This window comes from Clostridiisalibacter paucivorans DSM 22131, from assembly GCF_000620125.1.
GTDB lineage: Bacteria > Bacillota > Clostridia > Tissierellales > Clostridiisalibacteraceae > Clostridiisalibacter > Clostridiisalibacter paucivorans.
This window is the reverse complement of sequence record NZ_JHVL01000043.1, coordinates 1-15,606: the sequence shown is the minus strand read 5'-3', so window position 1 is coordinate 15,606 and position 15,606 is coordinate 1. Positions and strand designations below refer to the sequence as shown.

16 protein-coding genes and 1 rRNA gene are annotated in these 15,606 nt (G+C 29.4%); 11 read left to right on the top strand and 6 right to left on the bottom strand.

From position 1 onward, the window contains the following. Positions 1-9: 9 nt before the first annotated feature. The 6 genes from mnmE to rpmH form a co-directional block, all read right to left on the bottom strand. Positions 10-1,392: a tRNA uridine-5-carboxymethylaminomethyl(34) synthesis GTPase MnmE gene (gene mnmE / locus Q326_RS0111550; RefSeq protein WP_156936302.1), complete on the bottom strand. Its 1,383-nt coding sequence runs from the start codon at positions 1,390-1,392 to the stop codon at positions 10-12. A gap of 138 nt (positions 1,393-1,530) precedes the next feature. Continuing rightward, on the bottom strand, positions 1,531-2,160 hold the full coding sequence (gene jag, locus Q326_RS0111545; RefSeq protein WP_026895540.1) for an RNA-binding cell elongation regulator Jag/EloR: 630 nt from the start codon (positions 2,158-2,160) through the stop codon (positions 1,531-1,533). Position 2,161: 1 nt separating this feature from the next. Next, positions 2,162-2,872, bottom strand: coding sequence for a YidC/Oxa1 family membrane protein insertase (locus Q326_RS0111540; protein ID WP_026895539.1), 711 nt, complete (start codon positions 2,870-2,872; stop codon positions 2,162-2,164). Positions 2,873-2,935: 63 nt separating this feature from the next. Beyond that, a complete protein-coding gene (gene yidD / locus Q326_RS0111535) occupies positions 2,936-3,145 on the bottom strand; it encodes a membrane protein insertion efficiency factor YidD (RefSeq protein WP_026895538.1) in 210 nt (69 codons plus the stop codon). A 30-nt stretch (positions 3,146-3,175) separates the two neighbouring features. Beyond that, positions 3,176-3,514: a ribonuclease P protein component gene (gene rnpA / locus Q326_RS0111530; RefSeq protein WP_026895537.1), complete on the bottom strand. Its 339-nt coding sequence runs from the start codon at positions 3,512-3,514 to the stop codon at positions 3,176-3,178. A gap of 58 nt (positions 3,515-3,572) precedes the next feature. After that, positions 3,573-3,707 carry a 50S ribosomal protein L34 gene (rpmH, locus tag Q326_RS0111525; protein ID WP_026895536.1) on the bottom strand — a complete coding sequence of 45 codons (135 nt, stop codon included), beginning with the start codon at positions 3,705-3,707 and terminating at the stop codon, positions 3,573-3,575. Between the two features lie 729 nt (positions 3,708-4,436). On the opposite strand from rpmH, the gene dnaA reads away from it, so the two are divergent. The 11 genes from dnaA to Q326_RS0111470 all read left to right on the top strand — a co-directional run. Beyond that, a complete protein-coding gene (gene dnaA / locus Q326_RS0111520; protein ID WP_026895535.1) occupies positions 4,437-5,780 on the top strand; it encodes a chromosomal replication initiator protein DnaA in 1,344 nt (447 codons plus the stop codon). Between the two features lie 236 nt (positions 5,781-6,016). Further along, positions 6,017-7,120, top strand: coding sequence for a DNA polymerase III subunit beta (dnaN, locus tag Q326_RS0111515; RefSeq protein WP_026895534.1), 1,104 nt, complete (start codon positions 6,017-6,019; stop codon positions 7,118-7,120). An 84-nt stretch (positions 7,121-7,204) separates the two neighbouring features. Further along, on the top strand, positions 7,205-7,417 hold the full coding sequence (locus Q326_RS0111510; protein ID WP_026895533.1) for an RNA-binding S4 domain-containing protein: 213 nt from the start codon (positions 7,205-7,207) through the stop codon (positions 7,415-7,417). A 92-nt stretch (positions 7,418-7,509) separates the two neighbouring features. After that, entirely contained in the window at positions 7,510-8,625 is a 1,116-nt protein-coding gene (gene recF, locus Q326_RS0111505; RefSeq protein WP_026895532.1) for a DNA replication/repair protein RecF, read from the top strand. 3 nt (positions 8,626-8,628) lie between these two features. Beyond that, positions 8,629-8,919, top strand: coding sequence for an extracellular matrix regulator RemB (remB, locus tag Q326_RS0111500; RefSeq protein WP_026895531.1), 291 nt, complete (start codon positions 8,629-8,631; stop codon positions 8,917-8,919). 137 nt (positions 8,920-9,056) lie between these two features. After that, entirely contained in the window at positions 9,057-10,967 is a 1,911-nt protein-coding gene (gene gyrB / locus Q326_RS0111495; RefSeq protein ID WP_026895530.1) for a DNA topoisomerase (ATP-hydrolyzing) subunit B, read from the top strand. Between the two features lie 26 nt (positions 10,968-10,993). Further along, positions 10,994-13,426: a DNA gyrase subunit A gene (gyrA, locus tag Q326_RS0111490; RefSeq protein ID WP_026895529.1), complete on the top strand. Its 2,433-nt coding sequence runs from the start codon at positions 10,994-10,996 to the stop codon at positions 13,424-13,426. 237 nt (positions 13,427-13,663) lie between these two features. Beyond that, positions 13,664-13,981 (top strand): STAS domain-containing protein, encoded by a 318-nt coding sequence (locus Q326_RS0111485; RefSeq protein ID WP_026895528.1) that lies wholly within the window; start codon positions 13,664-13,666, stop codon positions 13,979-13,981. Between the two features lie 15 nt (positions 13,982-13,996). Further along, positions 13,997-14,425 carry an ATP-binding protein gene (locus Q326_RS0111480; protein WP_026895527.1) on the top strand — a complete coding sequence of 143 codons (429 nt, stop codon included), beginning with the start codon at positions 13,997-13,999 and terminating at the stop codon, positions 14,423-14,425. After that, positions 14,418-15,206, top strand: a complete 789-nt coding sequence (locus Q326_RS0111475; protein ID WP_026895526.1) for a SigB/SigF/SigG family RNA polymerase sigma factor — start codon at positions 14,418-14,420, stop codon at positions 15,204-15,206. Before Q326_RS0111480 ends, Q326_RS0111475 begins: the two co-directional genes overlap by 8 nt. 129 nt (positions 15,207-15,335) lie before the next feature. Continuing rightward, positions 15,336-15,606: ribosomal RNA gene (locus Q326_RS0111470) — 16S ribosomal RNA — on the top strand; the annotation flags it as partial.

Below are 15,606 nucleotides of genomic sequence, written 5' to 3'. Positions count from 1 at the left end.
TCCTCCCTTCTATTTTCCTATACAAAAGTCTTGGAATATCCTATCTATAATATCTTCAGTTACTGTCTCGCCATTTATCATGCCTAGATTTTCCCAACATGATTTTATATCTACTTCTATACAATCTAAAGGCATATTGAGCTCTATTGATTCTATTGCTTCAGAAATATCTTTTTCAGCTTTAACCAATAAATCCTTATGTCTAATATTATTTATTATGATTTCATCTTCTACTTTTATATCTCCGGAGAAAAACATATCTTTAATAGTATCCTCTAATTTGTCTATACCATTTCCCTTCAATATTGATGTATTAATTACAACTTTATCAGATAAATGTTCTTTCAATTCTTTTTCTTTAATCACTTCTGGTAAATCAGTCTTGTTTAAAATTACTATTGCCTTTTTATTTTTTATCAATTTAATTATCTCTCTATCTTCATCGGTTAGCTTCTGTGAAACGTCAAATACTGCAATAACCAAATCAGCCATATTTAAATTTTCCTTTGCCCTTTCAACACCCATTTTCTCTACTAAATCTTCTGTACTTCTTATGCCTGCAGTATCTATTATTTTCAAAGGTATACCATTTATATTAATATATTCTTCTATTATATCTCTAGTTGTTCCTGGTATATCAGTCACTATTGCCCTGTTTTCTCTAAGCATTGCATTCATCAAAGACGATTTACCCACATTGGGTTTTCCCAATATAACAGTTTTTAATCCATCCTGTATAATTCTACCAGCATCAGATGTATCTATCATTTTTCTTATTCTTTTTAAAACTATATTGGCCTTTTCCATAATCTTTTCATATAAAACATTTTCAACATCATCCTCTGGAAAATCTATTGAAGCCTCTATATGTGCCATCATTTCAATAAGTATATCTTGTACAGAATTAACCTCTTTAGACAAACCACCCTCAAGCTGATTTAAAGATATATCGAATCCCTTATCAGTTTTAGCACTTATCATATTCATTACCGCTTCAGCTTGAGAAAGATCAATCCTTCCATTTAAAAATGCCCTTTTAGTAAACTCTCCCCTATCTGCCAATCTTGCTCCATTCTTTAGAACTATTTCTAATATTCTTTTGACAGCAATCATTCCTCCATGGCAATTTATCTCTACCACATCTTCAGTAGTATAAGTATAGGGAGCCTTCATATATGAAATCAATACTTCATCAATTTTTTTTCCATCATAAGGATTTATTATATAACCATATATTAACCTTCTCTGAGGATAATCTTTTAATTCTTTAGAGACTTTTGACTTAAATATTTTTTCTGCTATATATATAGAATCAGGTCCACTTATCCGTACTATTCCAATACCTGCCTCTCCTGGTGCCGTTGCTATAGCAGCTATAGTATCTTCTACCAACAATTTCACCACCTTGTATATAATAATTTGTATTCTGTTTCTTATTATACCAAATATTCTTTATTACATAACATAAACCCAGTAAAAAATACTGGGTTTATAGAATAATATATTTCACTCTCATATCAAAAGTAAATTTTATCTTTTTTTGTCTATTACAACCCTTCTATAAGGTTCTTCACCTTCACTATGGGTATATACATAACTGTCTCCCTGAAGAGCTGAATGAATAACTCTTCTTTCATAAGGGTTCATAGGCTCTAACCTAATCCTTTTACCCGTTTCTTTAACTCTAAAAGACATCTTTTTCGCCAATCTTATTAATGTATCTTCTCTTTTCTTTCTATAATTTTCCGTATCTAATAAGATTCTAATGTATTTATCCCTATTCTTGTTTACAACTAAACTCAATAAATACTGAATAGAATCCAATGTCTTCCCTCTCTTACCTATAATCACACCCATATCTTCCTTTTTTTCTCCATCTACTCTTATATATAAATTAGAATTCTTTTTATTTATAACAATTTCTCCCTGTACATTTAACTTGTCTAACAGTTTAGCTAAAAAATCTCTTGCTATAACTTCAGGGTCTTTGTCTATAGTCACTTTTACTTTGGCATCTTTAGCTCCTATAATACCTAAAAAGCCTTTATTTGGTTCTTCCAAAATCTCTATAGACACATCATCCATATCAACACTTAACTCTTCCAACGACAATTTAATTGCATCATCAACAGTTTTAGCTGTCTTAACTATGGACTTCATATCAATCTAACTCCTCCTTAACCTGTCCTAAGGACTTGTTTATAATAAACTGCTGTACTATTTGGAAAATATTACCTATTACCCAATATAATGCAAGTCCTGCTGGAAAACTTCTAGCAAAAAACAATATCATAATTGGCATCATATATGTCATAGTCTTTTGGGTAGTTTGAGCTTGATCGCTTTGTCCTGAATTTGAAGGGCTCATCATTTTACTGGAAAAATAAGTAGTAGCTGCAGCAAGTATAGGCAATATTATCTTATCTGGATTTTCTAGATTAGAAATCCAAAAAAAGCTCTTATTTACACTATTATATATATTTGGATCTTTAAATACATATGTTATAGGCTCTCTTAATACATTAAAAAAACCAATTATTATGGGAAACTGTATAATAAGAGGTAAACATCCACCAAAGGGATTTATCTTATGCTCTTGATATAGCTCCATAGTCTTCTTTTGCAATGTTTCCTTATCATTTTTATACTTTTTCTGTAGTTCCTGAAGCTTAGGCTGTATTGCTTGCATTCCCTTCATAGACTTGTTTTGTTTTAATGTTAGGGGTAGCAAAATAAATTTCACTATTATAGTAGCTATAATTATAGCTATAGCATATGCAGAAAGACTTTCAGTATCTAAACCTATTCCTGCCAAAGAATCATATATAAATCTTAACAATGCTCCCAACGGTCGAGCAAACACTTTTGTCATCCATAAACCCCCTCTTTTTTATCTGGAAAGTATTTACCAAAGGCACGGGTTAAATTAATTCTATCATTTTAAAGGATCATATCCCCCTTCATTGAAAGGATTACACCTTAATATTCGTTTTATACTTATAAAAATTCCTTTAATAAATCCATATTTTTCTAAAGCTTCTAATGAATACTGAGAACATGTGGGATAAAACCTACACGTGCGAGGCTTAATAGGTGAAATGAACTTTTGGTACATTTTAACTAATAATATAGTAATACTTTTCATATACTCACCCTTAAATACTAATTAAAAGTTTTAATCTAAAAGCAGTTTAGATATTTTAAACAAATGTATAACCGCACTTTCTATATCGTGATATTCAGCATCTCTTGATCTTACTCTGGCTAAAAATATTATATCATATCCCTTTTTTATTCTATATCCATTCAACCTATAACTTTCTTTAATCAATCTTTTTATTTTATTTCTGACTACACTATTTCCCAATTTCTTAGTAGTAGAAAAACCAACTCTATTATAGTCATATCCATTTTTTATAAAAAAAATTACTAATAGTCTATTAGATCTAGATTTTCCTTTATCATAGACCTTTCTAAAGTCTCTGTTGGTTTTCAATGTAATCATTTTAGTCATATTTTAATTACTCCTTAAAAACTCCTGAATTGAATAAAAAGGCCACTAAATTGCGGCCTTATGCTGACAACCTTTTTCTGCCTTTTCGCCTACGTCTTTTTAAAACATTCTTACCGGAACTAGTCTTCATTCTTTTTCTAAAACCATGTTCTTTTTTCCTCTGTCTTTTTTTTGGCTGGTATGTTCTCTTCATTCAAAATACACCTCCTTTAAGTTTAAAACCTATGCATAAAATACTTTAAATTCAAAATATCTGTTTTCAGATTTTGTTTAAATATCATCTTTTATAAAAAAGGAAACTTAGCTTTTACAGATAATTTCCTCATTTTTTTGTTATAGTAATACATTTAGACAATATATAACTATAGCTTACCATATATAAGCTAAATATACTACCTTATGATTATATTAATATTATCTATCTATGTCAAGTAATAATCATATATCTGAACAAATACATAATTTCTATTTCTCTACTAAAAATAATATAATTTTTCAACCAAAATTATATTATGGATAATCTCATTGTTTATATTGTGGATAATAACATGTTTCTGTTGATAAGTGCTTATGGTTTTGTTATTATATAAATAAACTGTGGATTTTTTTATTAACAGACATAGTTATACACAATGTGTGGATAACTATGTGGATATTTTTAAAATATTACTTCTTTCTTTATTGTTTTTTCAAAATAATTTCTCCACATTCAAAAAAGATCTTACTCTGTTGAAAACTTAATTTTTTTATTTTTTTTTGGCATTTAACAACTTATCCACATCTTTTATAATATTAATGTTAATAATCTACATGCTATATTTTTCATACTTTATATGTTGATAATTTTGTTAATATTTACTTCAAACAGTTATAATTTTTTTATTTTAGACCATAATGTAAATATAGAATAGGAGGGAAAAATATGGGGCTTGATTTAAAAGATATATGGTCAGAATCCTTAATCTTAATGAAATCCGAATTAGCTGAAGTAAGTTTTAATACTTGGCTAAAAACTCTAGAACCTGTGTCAATGGATGATAATAACATTATTTTAAGAGCTCCAAATGACTTTACCAAAGGTATACTAGAATCTAGATATTTACCTTTAATAAAAAATGCAATAAAACAAATTACTAATAAAAACTTTAATATTATTTTTTCTATGCCAGGTGAAGATATAGGAAATAAAATTGGACAAACTAATAAAACTACTAAAAAAATAAGTGATACTGTACTTTCTAAATCCCAACTAAATGAAAAATATACCTTTGATAAATTTGTAATTGGTAATAGTAACAGATTTGCCCATGCTGCTGCTTTAGCTGTTGCAGAGGCACCTGCTAAGGCATACAATCCCCTTTTCATTTATGGTGGTGTTGGTTTAGGCAAAACCCATTTGATGCATGCCATAGGTCACTATATACTAGATCAAAACTCCAACGCCAGTGTAGTATATGTATCGTCAGAAAAATTTACAAATGAACTCATAAACTCAATAAGAGATGATAAAAATGTTCAGTTTAGAAATAAATATAGAAATGTTGATGTATTGCTCATTGATGATATTCAGTTTATTGCTGGTAAAGAAAGAACTCAAGAAGAATTTTTTCATACTTTTAATGCGCTCCATGAAGACAATAAACAAATAATTATATCAAGTGATAGGCCACCAAAGGAAATACCTACATTAGAAGACCGATTAAGATCTAGATTTGAATGGGGACTTATAGCAGACATTCAAGCTCCTGATTTAGAAACAAGAATTGCAATCCTTAGAAAAAAAGCAAACTTAGAAAATCTAGATGTGGATGATGAAGTGATGTTATATATAGCCAATAAAATAAAGTCAAATATAAGAGAATTAGAAGGTGCTTTAATAAGAATAGTTGCTTATTCATCTCTAACAAACCAGGAAATAACTGTAGAACTAGCCAGCGAAGCTCTAAAAGATATTATTTCTGAAGATAAACCATTACAAATTAATGTTAAAAGAATAAAAGAAATAGTATCTAAATATTATGGAGTTAAAATAGAAGATTTAAATTCTAAAAAAAGAACAAGAAATATATCTTATCCAAGACAAATCGCTATGTATATATGTAGAGAACTCACAGACTTATCTCTACCTAAAATAGGTGATGAATTCGGTGGAAGAGATCATACTACTGTAATTCATGCATACGATAAGATATCTAAAGAGGTCAATGCAGACAATGAATTGAAAACTAGAATAGATAATATAATGGATGATGTAAAAGGAAAATAATTAACATAGGGGTGTTAAGTATTTGTATATAATTTGTTAATATAATAAGATTACTTTTTTTTATCTTTATATTGTGGATAATATATGCTATGCTATTAACAATTTATATACATGTGGAAAACTGTTGATATTCTATATACTATATACTTATCCACAAATCAACAGCTCCTATTACTATTATTACTAAGTTAAGTCTTTTTATTTAATTAAATATATAAAATGGAGGTTATCCACAAATGAAAATAATAATTCCTCAAAACAAATTATCTAAAACCATAAATATAGCACAAAGAGGTGTTTCAAATAAAAGTACATTACCTATTCTTTCAGGAATATTAATAGAAACTGTTGATAATAAAATAAAATTAACTGGTACTGATTTAGAACTTGGTATTGAAACTTATGTTGAAGGAGAAATAGTTGAAGAAGGTTCTATAGTTATAACTTCTAAAATATTTGGTGATATAATAAAAAAATTACCAGATTTACCTGTTGAAATAGATGTTTCAGATAATAATATAGAAATAAAGTGTGGACATTCTAAATTTAATATAGTAGGACAACCAGCAATAGAATATCCACATTTACCAGAAATAGATGATGAAATACATTTTCAAATGCCCAAAGATCTATTAAAATTAATGATCAAACAAACTGTATTTGCTACAGCTCAAGATGAAACAAGGCCCATATTAACTGGTTCTTTACTAGAGGTGGAGAAGGGAAAAGTTGCTTTAGTTTCTTTAGATGGATATAGATTAGCCCTTAAAAATGCAAATGTTGATTATGACAAAGACATAAAGGTTGTAATACCAGGAAAAACCCTAATGGAAGTAAATAAAATATTAGATGATGATGATGTAAATATAAATATAAAATTCACATCAAGCCATGTGTTATTTGATTTAGGAGAAACAGTTATAATTTCTAGATTATTGGAAGGGCAGTTTTTAAATTATAAAGACATAATAAGAAATGAATATAATACTAAGGTAAAAGTAAAGACTAAAGACCTTCAAGAAAGTATAGAAAGGGCATCTTTACTTACAAGAGAAGGAAGGAATAATCTAGTTAAATTTGATATTGAAGACGATAAAATGATAATAACATCTAACTCTGAGATAGGTAATGTACAAGAGGAAGTAGATATAGAGTTAGAAGGTGATGACTTGAAGATAGCATTCAATTCAAAATATATGCTGGATGGACTAAAAGTTATAGATGATGATAATATAGTAATGAATCTTGTGAGTAATGTTAATCCTTGTATAATAAATCCTGTAGAGGATAAAAACTATACATATTTAGTTTTACCTGTAAGGTTAGCAGAAGATCATTAAAAAAGACATTTAAGTATAATAGACACCTTCGAAGGTGTCTATTATAGATTTAATTGTAAATATATATGAAAGGTAAGTGTTATAATGTATAAAGAAATTGTTATAGATGGAGAATATATAAAATTAGACCAATTGTTAAAATATATAGGAATTGCTCAAACAGGAGGTCATGCTAAAAATATAATAACAAATGGATATGTTAATATAAACGGAGAGGTAGTATACCAGAGGGGCAAAAAAGTAAAAAGAGGAGATAAAATAGAGATATTAAATGAAAAAAATTATATAATTAAATAAAAATGAGAAGTGAATCAATAGGCATGTAAAATTCTTACTTGAATTATTAAGATTAAACTAAGAATTTTAACCTATTTCGAGGAGTGCTTATTTTGTTTGTTAAAAAGATAAAACTAATTAATTTTAGAAATTATAATAGTGTAGATGTAGAAATTGGAAAAGGTTTAAATATATTTTTTGGAGAGAATGCACAGGGAAAAACAAATCTTTTAGAATCTGTCTTTATTGGTTCTACAGGTAAATCATTTAGAACCAATAAAGACAATGAGTTAATAAATCTAAACAAAGATAAAGGTTATATAGGCCTTAACATACAAAAAGATAGCCAAGATAAATTAGTAGAAATAAAATTAGATAAAAATAAAAAGAAAAGAGTTAAAATAAATAGAGTAGAATTAGATAAAGTGTCAGAAATGGCTGGTTTTTTACAAGTTGTTATTTTTTCACCTGAGGATTTAAAAATAATAAAAGAAGGTCCTTCAGAAAGAAGAAGATTTCTAAATGATGAAATATCACAGATAAAGCCACTTTATAGACATAATTTAACTAAATACAGGAAAATATTGAATCAAAGAAATAATTTATTGAAACAAATCTTACAAAATAAACAAAAAAAGTATATAATAGAAGTTTGGGATGAGCAATTAAGCAAAATAGCATCTGAAATAATGTATAATAGAATAGTATTTATAAATAGGCTGTCTATCATATCAAGAGTTATACATGAAAAGTTAACAGGTAAAAGAGAAGATCTAAAAATAAGATATATACCTTCTATAAATATTAATGATATTAAAAATAGAGAAGAAATAGAAGAAATATATATCAAAGCATTAAAGGAAAATTTTAAAAGAGATATTGAAAAAATGTCTACTCAATATGGTCCCCATAGAGATAATATGGGCATATTTATAAATGATACAGATAGTAGAGTATTTGGTTCTCAAGGACAACAAAGAACAGCTGCACTATCTCTTAAATTAGCAGAAATACAGATTATACATGAAGAATTTGGAGAGTATCCTGTATTATTATTAGACGATGTGCTTTCGGAACTAGATGTATCAAGAAGGAATTTTTTGGTATCTACATTTAAGAATATACAGACTATATTAACTACGACAGATGATGTAAATTTAAAGGAATTAAATATTGAAAATTATAAGAGATTTAGAATATCTAAAGGAAATATAATAAAGGAGGGATAGTGTTTGTTTTTACATTTGGGGAAAAATACAGTTATACCTTTAAAGGATATTATAGCTATAATAGATGCTCAGTCGTCTTTTCAATCTAAAGATACAAGGGATTTTATAAAGATTTGTATGGAAGAAGGATTTGTAGAGAACATATCTGATGATAAGGTGGAAACCTATATAATTACTGAAAGTGTTCAAAAAGATAAAAGTACAGGCGAAGAAATAAGGAAAAGTAAAATATATAGTTCCCATATATCCTCCACAACTCTCTTTAAGAGGGCTGAGTTTATTGAAAATATATAATATATTGAGAACATTATACTTTTAAATAAACAGTATTTAATTTTAATTATATAAGAAACTATAAAATATTTAGAAATTTAATATGTATTTTTGAAAATATCCAAATGATAATTTAAATATTGATTGGAGGAAGATGAATGTCAGTAGAGAACAATATGAGAAGTTATGGTGCAGAGCAAATACAAGTACTGGAAGGGTTAGAACCTGTAAGGAAAAGACCTGGAATGTATATTGGAAGTACTGGTCCTAAGGGACTACACCACTTGGTTTATGAAGTTGTAGATAATAGTATAGATGAGGCCTTAGCTGGAGTATGTGATACTATTGAGGTAATTATAAATGAAAATGGTTCAGTAACGGTTTCAGATAACGGTAGCGGAATTCCCGTAGAAAAACATCCTAAAACAGGTAAATCCACTGTGGAAACAGTATTGACTGTACTTCATGCTGGAGGTAAATTTGATAATAGTGCCTATAAAGTATCTGGAGGATTACATGGAGTAGGTGTTTCTGTCGTAAATGCTTTGTCTGAATACTTAGAGGCTAAAGTAATAAGAAATGGAAATATATATGTTCAAAAGTATGAAAGAGGAGTCCCTAAAACTGAATTAGAAATAGTTGGAAAATCTGATAATAGTGGTACAATAATAACATTTAAACCAGATAAAGAGATTTTTGAAGAAATTGATTTTGATTTTAATACATTAGAGCATAGACTTAGAGAAATGGCATTTTTAAATAAAGGTATAAAGATAAATATAGAAGATAAAGGGATAGGTAAAAGAGAAGAGTTCCATTATGAAGGAGGAATAAAGGCTTTTGTAAAACATCTGAATAGAAATAAAGATGCAATACACAAAAACGTAATATATTATGAAGGTGAAAGAGATAATTCAGTTGTAGAGGTGGCTATGCAATATACCAGTGCATATAGTGAAAATATATATGCCTTTGCAAATAATATAAATACCCATGAAGGTGGAACTCATCTAAGTGGATTTAAAAGTGCGGTGACTAGAGTTATAAATGATTATGCTAGAAAGAATCAAATATTAAAGGAAAAAGATAATAATTTAAGTGGTGAAGATATCAGGGAAGGCCTTACCGCAGTATTATCAGTAAAATTAGCAGATCCTCAATTTGAGGGCCAAACAAAAACTAAATTAGGAAATAGTGAAATGAGGGGCATAGTAGACAGTATAATCTCTGATGCATTGATTGCATTTTTGGAAGAAAACCCCAAAGATTCAAAAATTATATTAGATAAGGCCATAAGAGCAGCTAGAGCTAGAGAGGCAGCTAGAAAGGCCAGAGATCTAACTAGAAGAAAAAGTGTTCTTGAAAATTCTTCTCTCCCAGGGAAATTAGCAGACTGTTCTGAAAGGGATGCAGATAAATCAGAGATATTTATAGTCGAAGGGGATTCAGCCGGCGGATCAGCAAAACAAGGAAGAGATAGAAGGATCCAGGCTATATTACCATTAAAGGGAAAGATAATGAATGTAGAAAAGGCAAGATTAGATAGAATACTAAATTTCGAAGAGATAAAAGCTATGATAACAGCATTTGGATGTGGAATAGGAGATGAATTTGATATAAGTAAAATTAGATATGGGAAGATAGTAATAATGACCGATGCCGATGTAGACGGAGCCCATATAAGAACTTTACTATTGACATTCTTCTATAGATATATGAAGCCACTAGTAGAAAATGGTCATATATATATAGCTCAACCGCCACTTTATAAAGTGAAAAAAGGAAGGGCAGAACATTATGCTTATAGTGATAAAGAATTGGATAAATTGCTAAGTGAATTGGGTAGAAGTGGATATTCTATACAGAGATATAAAGGTCTTGGAGAGATGGACCCTGAGCAGCTATGGGAGACTACTATGAATCCAGAAGGCAGAATGTTACTTCAAGTAACGGCAGAGGATGCAATAGCAGCAGATGAAATATTTACTACACTTATGGGAGACAAAGTAAAACCAAGGAAAGAGTTTATAGAAGAAAATGCTAGAAATGTACAGAATCTTGATATTTAGATAACCTATCTGTGAGGAGGATATAGATGAATAACAATGAACATAATATTATGACCATAGACATAGAAAAAGAGATGAAAAAATCATATCTTGATTATGCTATGAGTGTAATAGTAAGTAGAGCATTACCAGATGTAAGAGATGGATTAAAACCTGTCCATAGAAGGATACTTTATGCTATGAATGAGCTGGGACTTAGTCCAGAAAAACCTCATAGAAAATCTGCTCGTATAGTTGGAGATGTGTTAGGTAAGTATCATCCCCATGGTGATAGTGCTGTATATGATGCTATGGTTAGGTTAGCACAGAATTTTTCTACTAGATATCCATTAGTAGATGGTCATGGAAACTTTGGTTCAGTAGATGGTGATAGTGCAGCAGCTATGCGTTATACTGAGGCTAGAATGGCTAAGATTACAATAGAAATGTTAAGAGATATAAGTAAGGATACAGTAGACTATCGGCCAAATTTTGATGAGACATTAAATGAACCAAAGGTTCTTCCCAGTAGATTTCCAAACCTATTAGTAAATGGTTCTTCAGGTATAGCGGTTGGTATGGCTACATCTATACCACCCCATAATCTAAAAGAGATAATAGATGGAATAGTATTAATGATAGAAAATCCAGATGTTACCATAGACGATTTATTGAGTAAAGTAAAGGGACCAGATTTCCCAACAGGGGCTATAATAACAGGTAAAGATGCCATAAAAAATGCATATAGAACAGGTAGAGGAAAGGTAAAGGTAAGAGCTAAAACTACTATAGAACAGATTTCAAATAATAAATCTAGAATAATAGTAAATGAAATACCATATCAGGTAAACAAGGCTAGACTTATAGAGAAAATAGCACAATTGGTAAGGGATAAAAAGCTAGAAGGCATATCTGATTTAAGGGATGAATCAGATAGAAATGGAATGCGGATAGTTATAGATTTAAAAAGAGATGCAAATCCTAATATAGTGTTAAACAATTTATATAAACATACTCAAATGCAAGATACATTTAGCATAATTATGATAGCCTTGGTAGATGATGAACCAAGATTATTGAATCTAAAGCAATTAATGAGATATTATTTAGATCATCAAAAAGAGGTAATAGTTAGAAGAACTCAATACGATTTGAACAAAGCAGAAGAAAGGGCTCATATACTTGAAGGATTAAAGATAGCATTGGATAATATAGATGCTGTTATTAGTTTGATAAGAAAATCTAATACTGTACAACAGGCAAAAGAAGGACTGATGGGACAATTTGGTCTTACGGAAAAACAAGCACAAGCTATATTAGATATGAGGTTACAAAAACTTACAGGATTAGAAAGAGAAAAAATAGAAGATGAATATAATAATTTAATAAAGTTAATAAATAAATATAGGGAAATATTGGCCAATGAAAGATTAATATATGAAATAATTAAAAATGAATTAATAGATATAAGAACAAAATATGGGGATGAGAGAAGAACAGAAATAAAAGCATCTGTAGAAGAAATAAATATAGAAGATATGATAGAGGAAGAGAACACAGTAATAACTTTAACCCATTTTGGATATATAAAAAGACTACCTGAAGATACTTATAAGATACAAAGAAGGGGCGGAAGAGGTATATCGGGAATGAGTACAAGAGATGAGGACTTTGTTGAGGATTTATTTATAACTTCAACCCATGATCATTTATTGTTCTTTACTAATAAGGGTAAAGTATATACTATTAGGGCCTTTGAAATACCTGAGGCCAAAAGACAGGCTAAGGGTACAGCCATAGTAAATCTTCTTCAGTTAGAAAATAATGAAAAAATAACAGCTGTAATTCCAATAAAAGAATTTAGTGATGAAGGATTCTTGATATTTGCTACTAAACATGGAACAATCAAGAAAACAAATTTAGAAAGTTATGAAGCAATAAGAAAAACAGGACTTATAGCTATAAACTTAAGAGAAGAAGATGAATTAATAAGTGTTAAGAAGACTACGGGAGATAGTGAAGTAATAATAGTAACTGCTCAAGGGATGGCTATAAGATTTAATGAAAATGATGTCAGAAATATGGGCAGAACTGCAATGGGAGTAAAGGCCATAAGTTTAAATAATGGAGATGGTGTGGTATCTATGAATCTAGTTGAAGAAGGTAGTTATCTTTTAGTTATAAGTGAAAAAGGGTATGGAAAGAGGACACCTCTAGATGAATATAGATGCCAGACAAGAGGAGGAAAGGGTATAAAAACATACCATATAAAATCTCATACTGGAAAATTAGTAAATGCAAAAATAGTAGAAGAAGATGATGAAATAATGATGATAAGCAGATCAGGTATAATAATAAGATTAAATGTATCAGGTATATCTCAAATGGGCAGAGTAACTCAAGGAGTTACATTAATGAAAGTAGAAAAAGATGACAAAGTAATGGCTATAGCCAAAATAGTTCCAGAAGAAGATGAATAAAAAAGACCTATAAAGTTGTCAAAACTAATAACAAAGGTATAAATATAGTTAGTAGTTAGTAGCTAGTAGTTCGTAGTTGATGGTGGAAATTCTATGGATTTCATTATTAGACTACTTACTATTAACCATTCACTACTAACTTTTATTTTATATTCTTTTAACAACTGTACAAGTTTACATTATAGACAATTTATTATATTATTAAAATATAATAAAAAATATCGGGGGTGTATTTAAATGGCTTTAACAGTAGATAAAAAATATGATGAAAATAAAAACATGTGGATTTTAAAACCAGTAGGAGAAATAGATATATATACTGCACCAGAGTTTAAAGACATATTGTTAGATATAATAAAAGAAAAGACTATAAGTATAGTTATTGATGGAGAAAGATTAGAATATATAGATAGCACTGGATTAGGAGTATTAATAAGTGGATTAAAAAAACTTAAAGAAAAAGATGAGAATATAATAATAAAGAATATGAAAGCAAACATAAAAAAATTATTTAGTATTACAGGTCTTAATAATGTATTTATAATTAAGGAGTAAGGAGTGAGGGCAAAAATGCTTAAAGATAGTATAAAAATGATAATACCTGTCAAACCTGAATATGTCAGCGTTGTTAGACTTACAGCATCTTCCATAGCTAGTAGAATGGGATTTAATATAGAAGAAATAGATGACATAAAGGTAGCTATAGGAGAAGCATGTAGTAATATTATTATGGATAATACAAAAGAAGATATAGATATAGAGGTAGAATTTTTATTATATAAGGACAAGCTTACTATAAAAATAGATGATTCAGAAAAGAATAAGTGTGATAAGGAGATTAATTCTAGTTCAATAGAAGAAATGAAGGATAAAGAATTAGGTCTATTTATAATAAAAACCCTTATGGATGATGTAGATTGTATGAATGAAGAGGGGATTAATAAGATTATAATGACAAAAGAGATAGGAGTAGTTGAGAATGGCTACAGAAATGAATAATAAAAAAGATATTAGCTGGGAGTTGAATAATTTAGAGGATATTGAAACTAAAGCATTATTTAAAATATATGCTGTAGATAGGGATATAAAGATAAGAGATGAATTGATAAATAGAAATCTATATATAGCAGAGATATTGTCTAAAAAATATGCTAATAGGGGCATAGAGTATGATGACATATATCAAGTTGCTTGCTTAGGTCTTATATATGCCATAGATAGGTATGACATAAGTAAAGGTTATGAGTTTTCAAGCTTTGCTACCCCTACAATAATAGGAGAAATTAAAAAATACTTTAGAGATAAAGGATGGTCTATTAGGGTTCCCCGTAGGATACAGGAACTTTCAAAAAAAATTAATAATGCTAAAATAACTTTAAGTCAAGATTTACAAAGAACACCCAATGTTTTAGAAATAGCAAGTTATTTAAATTCTACAGAAGAAGAAGTTTTAGAGGCAATGGAAGCAAGTAAAGTATATACTCCTCATTCATTAGATTCATCTTATGACTCTGATAGTGAAGATAAAGATATAAATTTAGCAGCATTAATAGGAGAAGATGATGAATATTTTTCAAAAATAGAAAATAGGGATTTTTTATTGAAGGCAATAGATAAGTTAGACGATTTGGAGAGGAAAATTTTAAAAGATAGATATTTTAAAAGAAAGACTCAGGTTTCCATAGCCCAAGATATAGGAATGTCTCAAATGACCGTTTCGAGGATAGAGAAAAAGATTATAGAAAAATTCAGAAAAGAACTAAAAAGAACATACGCATAAAAAATATATAAAAAGTGTTGACATAGGGTATAATATGTGCTAGTATATTAAGAGTCGGCTGCGATAGACAGCCAAAACAAATGAAAGTTGGTCTTTGAAAATTGAACAGTGCATGAGTCAGACAAATTTTATTTTGAGAGTTTGATCCTGGCTCAGGACGAACGCTGGCGGCGCGCCTAACACATGCAAGTCGAGCGTGAAGCTTTTGAAAGATCCTTCGGGTGAATTTGGAAGTGGAAAGCGGCGGACGGGTGAGTAACGCGTGGGAAACCTGCCCTGTACAGAGGGATAGCCTCGGGAAACCGGGATTAATACCCCATGAAACCTTAGCATCGCATGATGCATGGGTCAAAACTCAGGTGGTATAGGATGGTCCCGCGTCCCATTAGCTAGTTGGTAG